Here is a 12,297-nt window from a genome sequence, read left to right on the forward strand (position 1 = left end):
GTCGGATGTTGCGGGCAGAAGCCAAGCCCGAGGTGATCAGGACGCCGTCGCGACCGGCACGCGCTCGCGCTGATTGGTCAACCGCGCCAGCAGCACGGTTGCGGTTCGCGTGATGTGCTGCCTGGCAAGATCCTCGGCCTTCTGCGCATCGCCCGCGATCACCGCCCGCAGGATGTCCTCATGCTGATCCCAGATCCGCCGCGGCGTCTCGTCGCGCATCAGCACCTCGCCCATCAGCCGGCGCAGATGCAGCCAATGCGGCAGGGTGGTGTCCTGGATGACGGAGTTGCCGGAGATCTCGTAGAGGAATTCATGAAACTTGACGTCGGCCTCGATCAGCTTCTCGACCGAATGCTCGCGCTCGGCGCTCCGGCCCTGCTCGATCAAATTCGGGCCTTCCTCGGCGGCTCGCTTGGCGCCGCGGGTCGCCGCGAGCCGGCAGGCGAGGCCCTCGGCGACGGCGCGTATTTCATAGAGGTTGCGGATGAAGTCGGTGTCGATCGGCGCGACTTCCAGGCCGCGGCCCGGCGCCTCGCGCACAAAGCCCTGATTGCGCAGCAGCAGCAGCGCCTGCTGCACCGGCTGGCGCGATACGCCGAGGTCGCGGGCCAGATCGTCCTGAATGAGGCGGGCCGATTCCGGCAGTTCGCCCCCGACGATGTCGGAGAGAATGCGCTCGTAGACGCGTTCGGTCAGGCTCGGCTGTGTCTTCAGCGGCGGCACACGGCCTCCACGGGATCAGGTGTGATGTCCGATCGCGAATGTGGAGCTGCCGTGCCGGAGCCCGGCGCTCGCATTGCGGCCGATGTCGGTCTGAACGGGGTCATAGCGAGAATTTCCGCGCAGTGAGCGTTCGCCGCTGCTTGGGCTTGCTGTCCTGCTGGATTTCGAGGTGATGGATGAACACACTGGCCGCGCGTGAAATGTGCTCGCGGCTCAGCCGTTCGGCCTCGTCGCTGCGGCCCTCGATCACGGCTGCAAGAATGTCCTCATGCTCGTCCCAGACCGCCCGGGACATGCTCTGCTCCTTCTGCAGCACGTCGGACATCACCCGCTTCAGGCACGGCCAATGTGGTGCCATCGTCTCGCCGATCAGCGCGTTGCCGGAGAGGTCGCCGAGGAAGCAATGGAAGGCGATGTCGGTCTCGATCTTGCGGTTGACGAGCCCGCTCTTCACCGCCTCGTGGCCGGCCGCGATGTACGCCGGACCTTCGCGCGCGGCGCGATCGCTCGCGCGCTCGGCGGCCAGCCGCGCCGCGAGGCCTTCGAGCACCGCGCGCATCTCATAGAGGTCCCGAACGAAGCCGGGGTCGAGCGGCGCCACGATCAGGCCGCGGCCGGGCGCGCTCTGCACCAGCCCGCAGCCGCGTAGCAGGATCAGCGCCTGCTGAACCGGCTGGCGCGATACCCCGTAAGCCTGGGCCAGATCGTCCTGGATCAGCCGCGAGCCCGGCGTGAGAACGCCGCTGACGATCTCGTCAGTGATCGCTTCGACGACCTGGTCGACCAGAGAGGGAGCGGCGGGCACGATTCGCATGGGTCATCACATTTTGCCGCACATTAGCATGTCAAGTCCGAAAATCCATTTGCGAGGTATTCGAATTCAGAGTACGAATTCAAAAAAACGCTGCGTTAAGGCAAGTTAAAAAGCGGCCAAATAGGGAGGGACTCCGTTGTCGGAAGATCCGACCAGTCTGGAGCGCGATCAGGTTTGGTCGGCGCGCTCGGAGGGCGGCGTGCGCGCCGGCATGATGCCGGTGCTGTCGCGCGCATTGCTGGCGGCCTCGGTCGCGTCATTTGCCGCGATGGCGCCTGCGCTTGGGGTGGCCGGTGAAGGCTTGACCTTGTCCGATGCCTGGGTGCCGGCGGCGCCCGAGGTGGGACGCGACATCCCGTTGCTGATCACGATCAAGAATGACACGACCGCGCCGGAAGCCTTGATGCGCGTGCGTTGTCCGATCGCCAATTTCTCGGAGCGGCACACCGTCGACCGCGGCGAAGGCGCGCCGGCGATGCGCTCCATTCCCAACATTCCAATCGCCGCGGGCAGCACCCTGGTGCTGCTGCCGACCGCCTATCACGTGATGCTGCTGCAGACGCGGGAGCCGCTCGAGCCAGGCAAGCGCTTCACCTGCACGATCGTATTCCAGAAAGCAGGATCCATCGAAACGGAGGTCGAGGTTCGCAAGTCGCCTTGAAGCGTGTTTGTCGCCTGCTGCCCTCCGCCTTCGGGCTTGGCGGAGTGTTATTCGCTCCAACTCATAATCAATATAATGGGAGAAGGAAACGATGAGGACTAACGTCAGGTCGACCCTGCGGGCGGTGCTGCTGGCCAGCGCAGCCTTCGCCTGTTTCCAGCTTGCATCGCCGGCGCAGGCCGCCGACGAGATGACCCCCGAGCGGCTGCTCAACGCCGACAAGGAAGCCGGCAACTGGCTCCACCATCATAAGAACTATTCGGGCACGCGGTTCTCGGCGCTGAAGGAGATCAACAAGGATAACGTCAAGAACCTGAAGGTCGCCTGGACGATGCATCTCGGCGGCGTCGAGGGCGGCGGCATCTGGAGCCACGGCGGTCTCGAAGGCACGCCGATCGTCGAGAACGGCATGATCTACGTCACCGACGGCTGGGGCTCAGTCTACAAGATCGACGCGCGCGGTGGCAAAGGCCAATTGGTCTGGAAGATGGATCCTAAGACGGATCACGACTGGGCCGGCGCCATCGCCTGCTGCGGCGTCGACAATCGCGGCGTCGCGCTGTGGGGCGATCTGGTCGTCTCGCACACGCTCGACGGCCGCCTGATTGCGACCAACAAGGAAACCGGCCAGGTCGCCTGGCAGCGCCAGGTTGCCGATCCCGACAAGGGCGAGGTGATCACCGGCGCGCCGCTGATCGTGAAGAACATGGCGATCTCGGGCGTGGCCGGCGCCGAATACGGCATCCGCGGCTGGATCGCGGCGACCGATCTCGGCACGCAGAAGGAGGTCTGGCGCACCCACACCATTCCGGGGAAGGGCGAGCCCGGCAGCGAGACCTGGAAGGACAGCAACGACGCGGCGGCGGCCGGCGGCGGCTCGACCTGGGTCACGGGCACCTATGACCCGGCGACCGACACCATCATCTGGGGCGTCGGCAATCCCGGTCCGGACTGGGACAACGCCTATCGTCCCGGCGACAACCTCTACACCGACAGCTCGCTGGCGCTCGATGCCAACACCGGCAAGATCAAGTGGCACTATCAGCACACGCCGAACGATCCCTACGACTACGATAGCGTCGCCGAGAACGTCCTGGTCGATGTGCCCGCGCCGAACGGCTCGACCCTGAAGCTCGCGCTCGAAGCCGACCGCAACGGCTTCGCCTATGCGATCGACCGCACCAGCGGCAAGTTCATCTGGGGTCTGCCCTTCGTCAAGAAGGTCACCTGGACCAAGGGGCTCGATGCCGAGACCGGCAAGCCGATCGAGTATGATCCGAAGAACCCGGTGCAGCGCTACAATGCGTCGGTGACGCCGCATCGTGAGAACAAGGTCGCGGACATCTGCCCGGGCAACATGGGCGGCAAGAACTGGCCGCCGACCTCCTACAATCCGGACCTGAAGCTCTGGTACATCCCTGTCATCGAGAGCTGCAACCGGATCACGGTGGAAGAAGCCACCAAGGACAAGCTGAAGCCGCGCGAATTCTGGACCGGCGGCGGACCGAGCCAGCCGTTCAAGATCACGGGCAGCGTGACCGCGATCGACGTCACCACCGGCAAGATCGCCGGCAAGATGGAGACGCCGTTCCCGAATCTCGGTGGCATGCTGTCGACGCCCGATCTCGTCTTCACCGGCCAGCCCTCGGGCGAGGTGATGGCGCTCGATGCCAAGACGCTGCAGAAGCTGTGGGAGTTCAACACCGGCGGCGGCGTCAATGCGCCTCCCGTGACGTTCTCGGTCGACGGCAAGCAGTATGTCGCGATCCTGGTCGGTCTCGGCGGCGCCTGGGACAAGTGGTTCATCGAATCCACGCCCGAGCTGAAGAAGATCCAGCCCGGCTCGATGCTCTACGTCTTCTCGCTGTGAAGTCGATTGCGGAGCGGAGGCATAGCCTCCGCTCCGTCCTCACCCCCTGTTCGACAAGAAAAACAGATGAAACTCAGTGCGATCACGTTCGCTGTGGCGTCGGCTCTCGTCCTCGGCTCCGCTTCGCTCGCATTGGCGCAGTCCGCGGCGCCGGCAGATCCGACCGATGCCGGCAAAGCCGTGTTCAAGCGTGCGAACTGCGTCGGTTGCCACAAATGGCACGGCAATGGCGGCGGCGGCTACGGCGGCGACGCGCTGTCGCTGCGCAAGACCGAGCTCGACCGCCAGCACATCGTCGAGACCGTCACCTGCGGCCGTCCCGGCACGGGCATGCCGTACTTTGCGCGCGGCTCCTATGACACGGCGAAGTGCTACGACATGAGCCGCCAGGATGTCGGCGAGCGCATGCCGCCCGAAGGCGGCGTGTTCCTGCGGCCCAACGATATCGAGGCGGTCGCGGACTACGTGCTCGCGCACATCAAGGGACGCGGCGAGCCGAGCTACGACGAGTGTACCGCCTTCTTCGGCAACACGTCCCGGGTCTGCGATATCTACAAGGCGAATGCCAGCAAGCCTGCAAGCGAGCCATCGAAATGAAACGGTCAACCTGCGCTGCGATCTTCGCCACGTTCATGCTGCCGTTCTTGATGCATGCGGCCTCCGCGCAGGCCGTGCCGAACTACGATCTGCGTGACGTCACCGTCGGCATGCCGGTCGGCGACCTGCCGAGTGAGGGCTATGTCAATCTGACCTGCGCCAAGGACCCAAACCGCAAGCTCAGTGCGTGGTCGGCGTGGCGCGATTGTCCCGCGGACGAGCAGGCGCGGCATGCGGTGCGTTTCGATTTCGATCCGGAGACCAGCCAGGACGGCACCAAGGTGGCCGGTCATCCCGTGCTGCTGACGGTCCTGGTCGACGACAAGGGCACTGTCACCGGCCTGACGATCGAGACCGATCCGAAGGCGCGGCTCTACATTCGCAAGAAGGCGTTCCTGCTCGGCAACCAGGTGAAGTCGCGCTATGGCGCCGAGGGTTGGGACTGCAAGGAGCTGGAGCCGACGGCGGGCGAGCAGCCGGTTGGCGGCGTGTTCCTGCGCGAGGTCTGCAAGAAGACGGTGCCCGGTCGGACGCTGACGGTCGAGCGCGAGCTGTTCCGCAAGCCGGATCAAGATGCCAAGAGCTTCGTCGATCAGACGCTGGTGCGGATCACCAAGGACATCAACTAGCCCGCCGCCGACCTTCATCGCGCTCCGCTGGAGGCGCGCGCCAGTCGGCGTCGTGAACCCGGTTGTCGGGAGGAAACGACGATGAGGGATCTCTTAAATTTCGGGCAGATGCTGTCGGCCCATGCGCGCATGTCGCCGGAGCGCACCGGTGCCCGCGATCTCGAACGTGCGATGAGCTTTGCGTTGTGGAATGAGCGCACGTGCCGGCTCGCCAACGCGCTGCTCGGGCTCGGCCTTGCCAAGGGCGATCGCGTTGCGATCCTTGCCTACAATTGCGTCGAATGGTGCGAGATCTATGCGGCCACAGCCAAAGCCGGGTTGGTGGCGCTGCCGATCAACTTCCGCCTCACCGCGTCCGAGGTGCAGTTCATCGTCCAGAACGCCGAAGCGGCGGCGATGATCGTGCAGGACGAACTCGTCGGCCTGGTCGAGGAGGCGCGCACGGATCTCGGCATCGCCGATGACCGCTTCATCCATTTCGGCGCGAAGCCGCGTCCGGCAGGCTATCGCGGCTATGAGGACATCATTGCGATGGCCGCGGATCGGGAGCCCGACCAGCAGGTCGCGCTGTCCGATCCCTGGACCTTGATGTACACCTCCGGCACCACCGGCAAGCCGAAGGGCGTGCTGCGCAGCCATCGCAGTGCTGTCCTCCTGTCGATGGTCACCGAGATCGAGCTGAAGCTGAGCCGCAATGACGGCGCGCTGCTGGTGATGCCGATGTGCCACGCCAACTCGCTGAATTTCTTCGGCGCGTTCGGCTATATCGGCGGCGTCAACTCGATCTATTCGCGCAAGAGTTTCGATCCCGAGCACGCCGTGACGACGCTTGCAGACGGCGGCTCCACGTTCACCTCGCTGGTCCCGACGCACTACATCATGATGCTGGATCTGCCGCGCGCGGTGCGCGCGCAGCATGATTTCAGCGCCGTCACCAAGCTGATGATCTCCTCGGCGCCGGCGCGCCCGGAGACCAAGCGCGAGGTGATGGAGATGTTTCCGAAGTCCGGCCTCTACGAGCTGTATGGCGCGACCGAGACTGGCTGGGTCACCATGCTGCATCCGCATGAGCAGTTCACCAAGCCCGGCTCGGTCGGGCGCGAGTGCGTCGGCGCCGCGCCCATCCGCATCTTGGATGATGCGGGACATGAGGTGCCAGACGGCGAGGCAGGCGAGCTCTATTCCTCGAACGCTTACACCTTCGACTGCTATTGGCGTCTGCCGGAGAAGACCAAGGAGGCGTTCCGCGGCGACTACTGCTCGGTCGGCGACATGGCCCGTCGCGATGCCGACGGCTACATCCATCTCGCCGACCGCAAGAGCAACATGATCATCTCGGGCGGCGAGAACATCTATCCCTCTGAGGTCGAAGCGCAGGTCGGCGCGCATCCTGGTGTCAAGGACATCGCGGTGATCGGCCTGCCCGACGACAAATGGGGCGAGCGCGTCCATGCCGTGATCGTGCCCCGCGACGGCATGGCGGTGAAGGAGGGCGATCTGGCCGAATGGGCGAAAGAACGGCTCGCCGGCTTCAAGCGGCCGCGCTCTTACGCCTTCATCACCGACGGCGAGATGCCGCGCAACGCGACAGGCAAGATCCTGCATCGCGAATTGAAGAAGAGATTTACGCAGTGAGTCGCTGCAATGCCGTACGGTCTGATATGTAGCTGCGATGCAGGCCGTCCTCAATTCCGCTCTTCCGATCTTCGCGCTGATCCTGACCGGATTCCTGTGCGGCTGGTTCGGTGTGTTCGACCGCACCGCGACCGACAATCTCAATCGCTTCGCGGTCTATCTGGCGCTGCCGGCGCTGATCTTCACGGCGATGTCCAGGATCGGCGTCGAGCAGGTCAGCCAGTTCGGCTTCATCGGCGCCTTTTGCGGCGGCATTGCCGCGACGTTCGCGACCGGTTTCGTGATCAGCCGTCTGCGCGGCCGTCGCGTTGCCAACGCCAGCATCGAGGGACTGGACGCCGGCTACAGCAATGTCGGCTTCATGGGCATTCCGATGTGCCTCTTGGTGTTCGGCCCGGACAGCGCACCGGCCTCGATCATCGCCACCTTGTTCACGGCCTGCGTGCTGTTCCTGTTCGCGATCGTGGTCGTCGAGATGGATCTTCAGAAGGGCGCCACGCTCGGGGCGACGGTCGCCAAGGTCGCGCGTTCGCTCTTGACCAGCCCGTTGTTCATTGCTCCCGTCGCCGGCCTGGCGGTCGGCCTCAGCGGCTTTGCATTGCCGGCGCCGTTCCTGAGCTTCACGACTTTGCTTGGTGGAGCAGCATCGCCGGCGGCGCTCGTGTGCATCGGCCTGTTCCTGGCGCAGGAGCGGGTGGTGACGCACGATGCGGCTTCGATCGGCATTCTCGTATCGCTGAAGCTCGTGATGCAGCCGGCGGTCACCGCGCTGCTTGCCTTTCACGTGTTCTCGATGCCGCCGCTGTGGTCGCATTCCGCCGTGATCCTGAGCGCGCTGCCGATCGGCTCCGGGCCGTTCACGATCGCCAAGCTCTATGGTCTGGAGGCCGGCGTCACCTCGGGCTCGATTCTCGTCTCGCACATCTTTGCCGTTCTCACCGTCTCGCTGCTCGTGGCCTGGCTCGCGCCGGGCTGATCACGTCACCATCCGCAGGAGTCGTCAGATGAAGATCTCTCCCGACAGTGCCGCCGATCTGATCGCCCGCCTGCTCAAGCGCCGCGGCGTCAGCCGCGTGTTCGCGCTGTGCGGCGGCCACATCATGCCGATCTGGATGCGGCTCGATGCGGAAGGCATCCGCATCATCGACGTGCGCGACGAGCGCGCCGCCGTGCACATGGCGCAGGCGCATGCCGAGCTCACCGGCGAGCTCGGCGTCGCGCTGGTCACCGCGGGGCCGGGCGTGACCAACGCGATCACCGGCATCGCCAATGCCCACGTCTCGCGCGCGCCGGTGCTGGTGATGTCGGGCGGCAATCCGCGGCCGCAGGAGAATCGCGGCGGCCTGCAGGACATGGATCACACCCAGCTCGTGCGCTCCATCACGCGCTATGCGCGCACCGTGCGCGAGCCGTCGCTGGTGCTGCAGGAGCTCGACGAGGCGATCTCCCGCGCCGTCGGCGACGGCGGCGAGCCCGGGCCGGTCTTCATCGATTTTCCCGTCGATACGCTGCGCGGCGTCGTGCCGAAGGCGCTGCAACTCGAGGAGCATCTCGCGCCGAAGCCGCGGGCGGCGACACGGCCTGATCCGGCCGAGGTCGAGAAGGCGGTCGAGCTGCTGTGGTCGGCGCGCCGCGTGCTCGTCATCTCCGGCCGCGGCGCGCGCGGCGCCGGGCCCGAGCTGATCGCGCTGCTCGACCGGCTCGGTGCGGTCTATCTCGACACCGGCGAGAGCAGGGGGCTGGTACCCGATGATCATCCGTCTGTTGTCGGCGCGATGCGCGGCGCCGTGATGGGCGATGCCGATGTGGTGCTGACCGTCGGCCGAAAGCTCGACTTTCAGCTCGCCTACGGCTCGCCGGCCGTGTTCAAGGACGCTAAGTTCGTCCGCATCAGCGACACCGCGAGCGAGCTGCGCGACAATCGGCGCGGTGGGGCCGAGATCCTGGCGACACCAGCGGAGACCTTGCGCGCGATGGTGGCGCTGGCGGGCAACCGCGAATCGGCCGTCGATCGGCAGTGGGCCGCAAAACTGCGGGCCGCGCATCAGGAGCGCGCGGCCAAGCTGAAGCAGAGCATGGCGACGGCGCCGGCCGGCTCGGACGGGCGGCTGCATCCGAATCGCGTGCTGTCGGCGCTGCAGGAGGCGATCGGCAATGACGCCGTGGTCATCACTGACGGTGGCGATTTCCTGTCCTTTGCCCGCGTTGGCCTCAGCGCGCCCTTGATGCTCGATCCCGGCCCGTTCGGCTGCATCGGCATCGGCGTGCCCTATGGCATCGCTGCGAGCCTCGCCTTTCCCGACAAACCGGTGGTGGTCGCGACCGGCGACGGTGCGTTCGGCTTCAATGCGATCGAGGTCGACACCGCGGTGCGCCACAAGGCGCCGGTGCTGATCGTCGTCGCCAACAACGGCGCCTGGCAGATCGAGGTGCACGACCAGGCGGTGACACACGGCAAGGTCGTCGGCACGAAGCTGCAATTCGCCGATCACGCCGCCATGGCGCGCGCCTTCGGCATGCATGCCGAGCGCGTCGAGACCGAGGAGCAACTCGGCCCCGCGATCCAACGCGCGCTGGCCAACCGCCCGGCGCTGCTCGACATGGTGGTGACGCCGGAGGCGGTCTCGTCCGACGCCAAGACAGGACTCGCCTGGGTGCCGGACCTGCAGCCGCTCGCGGCGTGGGACGAGGCCGAACGCAAGTGGCGGGGCTCGTAGCGCCCTACACCTGCTGGATCTGCCGCGGCGCGCTGAGCCACAGCGCGAGCAGGGTGCAGACGGCGCCGGACAAGAGATAACCGCCGGCCGAAATCAGGCCGAGATAGGCGGCCAGCAGCAGGGCGGCGAGCGGCGCGAAGCCGGCGCCGAACAGCCAAGCGAGGTCGGCGGTCAGGGCCGAGGCCGTGTAGCGATAGGTGCGCGCGAAGTTGGCGGCGATCGCGCCCGAGGACTGGCCGAATGAGAGGCCGAGCAGGATGAAGCCGAGCACCATGTAGATGGTCTCGCCGACCGGGCCGGCGTCGAGCAGTTGCGGCGCGAAGCCCGAGAACACCGCGATTGCGATCGCCGAGCCGATCAAGAGCGACTTGCGACCGATACGGTCGGCCAGCATGCCAGACGCGACAATGGCGACGACGCCGAACACCGCACCGACGGCCTCGATGAGCAGGAAGCGCGCCGGCGTCTCCTTGGTGAACAGGAACACCCAGGACAGCGGAAACACCGTCACCATGTGGAACAGCGCGAAGCTCGCCAGCGGCGCGAAGGCGCCGATCACGATGTTGCGGCCCTCGTGCCGAATCGTGGTGATGACGCGTGCCGGCTGCAATTCGCGCGACTGGAACAGCTCATCATACTCCGGCGTCACGACCATGCGCAGCCGCGCGAACAGCGCCACGACGTTGATGGCAAACGCCACGAAGAACGGGTACCGCCAGCCCCAGTCGAAGAAGTCGGCCGCGGAGAGATAACCGACGAAGAACGCGAACAGCACGCTGGCGACGATCAGCCCGAGCGGCGCGCCGAGCTGCGGGATCATCGCATACCAGCCGCGCTGGTGCTCCGGCGCATTCATCGCGAGCAGCGAGGCGAGCCCGTCCCATGCGCCGCCCCAGGCGAGGCCCTGGCCGATTCGCGCCAGCGCCAGCAGCCAGATCGCGGCGGCGCCGACGGTGTGATAGCTCGGCAGGAAGGCGATCGCGACCGTCGAGGTGCCGAGCAGGAACAGCGCGGTGATCAGCTTGGCGCTCTTGCCGTAGCGGCGGTCGATCGCCATGAAGATCACGCTGCCGAACGGACGCGCGATGAAGGCGAGCGCGAACAGCGCGAACGAATACAGGGTTTGCGTCAGCTCGTCGGCGAACGGAAACACCAAGCGCGGAAACACGATCACCGAGGCGATGGCATAGACGAAGAAGTCGAAGAACTCCGACGTGCGCCCGATGATCACGCCGATCGCGATCTCGCCCGGATGCGCCTCATGCGTGCGGGAGAGATGGGTTTCGCCGTCGGCGGTCGCCGCTGCCTGTGTCATCGCGCTGCCTGCAATCCCTGAGCACTCTATCTATGCCCGTAATTGTCTGCACTGCGGGCGCTCCGGTATTGGACAAATTGTCCAATGTCGGCCGTGTCGTCCGGTCGCTAGGTGAGGCCTCGTTCAGAGAACCGCCGTGCGACGAGGTTAAGCGTGCGTTACTGGAAATCCTTGGCTCTGCTGCCGCTGGGGCTCGCGCTCGGCGGCTGCAATCTGGTGGTGCTCGCGCCCTCGGGCGACGTCGCCGCCCAGCAGCGCGATCTCGTGATCATCGCGACCGTGCTGATGCTCCTGATCGTGGTGCCCGTCATGGCGACGACGGCGATCGTGGCCTGGCGCTACCGCCAGTCGAACCAGGCGGCGGCGTATACGCCGGATTGGGATCACTCCACCCAGCTCGAGCTTCTGATCTGGGCGGCGCCGCTGCTCATCATCATCTGCCTCGGCGCGGTCACCTGGATGGGCACCCATCTGCTCGATCCCTATCGCACCCTGGGCCGCATCTCGGCCGATCGTCCGGTGACGCCGCAGGACAAGCCGCTCGAGGTCAACGTTGTCGCGCTCGATTGGAAGTGGCTGTTCATCTATCCCGAATACGGCATCGCCACCGTCAACGAGCTCGCCGCACCGGTGAACCGGCCGCTGGATTTCAAGATCACCTCGTCCTCGGTGATGAACTCGTTCTACATCCCCGCTCTGGCCGGCCAGATCTATGCGATGCCGGGCATGCAGAGCCGGCTGCACGCCGTCATCAACAAGCCCGGCGTCTATCGCGGCTTCTCAGCCAACTATAGTGGTGCCGGCTTTTCCAGCATGCGCTTTGCCTTTCATGGTCTGTCGGATGTGGAGTTTTCCGGCTGGATCGAGAAGGCGAAGGCCAGTGGCAATCACCTCGGCAAGCCGGATTATCTCGTGCTTGAGCGTCCCAGCACCGACGAGCCGGTCCGCCATTTCGCCTCGGTCGATGCTGACCTGTTCCGCGCCATCCTCAACATGTGCGTCGAACCGGGCAAGATGTGCATGAGCGAGATGATGGCGATCGACGCGAGAGGCGGCATGGGCCTGGCCGGCGTCCGCAACACGCTGCCGCTCGCCTACGACAAGTTCGCCGGCCGCGGCACGGTGTTCGGTGGCGAGCCGAGCTACGTCGCCGGCGGCGTCTGCCTGCCGGGCGACCAGGTCACGCGCATGGCTGCGGAATCGTCGCCGACCGTTCTCGCGCCGCTCGATTGGACGCCGCTGCAGGGCCGCGGCCTTGAACGGCCCAGCCTGCTGCGGCCGTCGAAGGCGTCTTTCATCACGGGGCCAGCCTCCAAGTCGGATTCGTGAGGGTCAC

11 protein-coding genes are annotated in these 12,297 nt (G+C 65.8%); 8 read left to right on the forward strand and 3 right to left on the reverse strand.

Annotated features, from left to right (window positions below; genetic code table 11):
- Positions 1 to 36 precede the first annotated feature (36 nt).
- A complete protein-coding gene (locus QW881_RS01675) occupies positions 37 to 723 on the reverse strand; it encodes a GntR family transcriptional regulator (protein WP_315755005.1) in 687 nt (228 codons plus the stop codon).
- 100 nt (positions 724 to 823) lie between these two features.
- A complete protein-coding gene (locus QW881_RS01680; protein ID WP_316158061.1) occupies positions 824 to 1,537 on the reverse strand; it encodes a GntR family transcriptional regulator in 714 nt (237 codons plus the stop codon).
- A 136-nt stretch (positions 1,538 to 1,673) separates the two neighbouring features.
- Between QW881_RS01680 and QW881_RS01685 the strand changes: the two genes are divergently transcribed.
- The 7 genes from QW881_RS01685 to QW881_RS01715 all read left to right on the forward strand — a co-directional run bounded on the left by QW881_RS01685 (position 1,674) and on the right by QW881_RS01715 (position 9,646).
- Positions 1,674 to 2,198 (forward strand): copper chaperone PCu(A)C, encoded by a 525-nt coding sequence (locus QW881_RS01685; protein WP_315755009.1) that lies wholly within the window; start codon positions 1,674 to 1,676, stop codon positions 2,196 to 2,198.
- Positions 2,199 to 2,289: 91 nt separating this feature from the next.
- Positions 2,290 to 4,068 (forward strand): PQQ-dependent dehydrogenase, methanol/ethanol family, encoded by a 1,779-nt coding sequence (locus QW881_RS01690; RefSeq protein WP_315755011.1) that lies wholly within the window; start codon positions 2,290 to 2,292, stop codon positions 4,066 to 4,068.
- Positions 4,069 to 4,134: 66 nt separating this feature from the next.
- On the forward strand, positions 4,135 to 4,665 hold the full coding sequence (locus tag QW881_RS01695) for a c-type cytochrome (RefSeq protein ID WP_315755013.1): 531 nt from the start codon (positions 4,135 to 4,137) through the stop codon (positions 4,663 to 4,665).
- Positions 4,662 to 5,294 (forward strand): hypothetical protein, encoded by a 633-nt coding sequence (locus QW881_RS01700; RefSeq protein ID WP_316158060.1) that lies wholly within the window; start codon positions 4,662 to 4,664, stop codon positions 5,292 to 5,294. Before QW881_RS01695 ends, QW881_RS01700 begins: the two co-directional genes overlap by 4 nt.
- 81 nt (positions 5,295 to 5,375) lie before the next feature.
- A complete protein-coding gene (locus tag QW881_RS01705) occupies positions 5,376 to 6,929 on the forward strand; it encodes an AMP-binding protein (RefSeq protein WP_316158059.1) in 1,554 nt (517 codons plus the stop codon).
- A 37-nt stretch (positions 6,930 to 6,966) separates the two neighbouring features.
- Entirely contained in the window at positions 6,967 to 7,905 is a 939-nt protein-coding gene (locus QW881_RS01710) for an AEC family transporter (protein ID WP_315755020.1), read from the forward strand.
- Positions 7,906 to 7,933: 28 nt separating this feature from the next.
- Positions 7,934 to 9,646: a thiamine pyrophosphate-binding protein gene (locus tag QW881_RS01715; protein ID WP_316158058.1), complete on the forward strand. Its 1,713-nt coding sequence runs from the start codon at positions 7,934 to 7,936 to the stop codon at positions 9,644 to 9,646.
- A 4-nt stretch (positions 9,647 to 9,650) separates the two neighbouring features.
- Here the strand turns inward: QW881_RS01715 and QW881_RS01720 are convergent, their stop codons facing one another.
- Positions 9,651 to 10,961 (reverse strand): MFS transporter, encoded by a 1,311-nt coding sequence (locus tag QW881_RS01720; RefSeq protein ID WP_316158057.1) that lies wholly within the window; start codon positions 10,959 to 10,961, stop codon positions 9,651 to 9,653.
- 153 nt (positions 10,962 to 11,114) lie between these two features.
- On the opposite strand from QW881_RS01720, the gene cyoA reads away from it, so the two are divergent.
- Complete coding sequence (gene cyoA / locus QW881_RS01725) at positions 11,115 to 12,290, forward strand: ubiquinol oxidase subunit II (protein WP_316158056.1); 1,176 nt, start codon at positions 11,115 to 11,117, stop codon at positions 12,288 to 12,290.
- The last annotated feature ends 7 nt before the right edge of the window (positions 12,291 to 12,297 follow it).

Origin of the sequence: Bradyrhizobium sp. SZCCHNS3016, assembly GCF_032484535.1 — a bacterium.
Classification (GTDB): Bacteria; Pseudomonadota; Alphaproteobacteria; order Rhizobiales; family Xanthobacteraceae; genus Bradyrhizobium.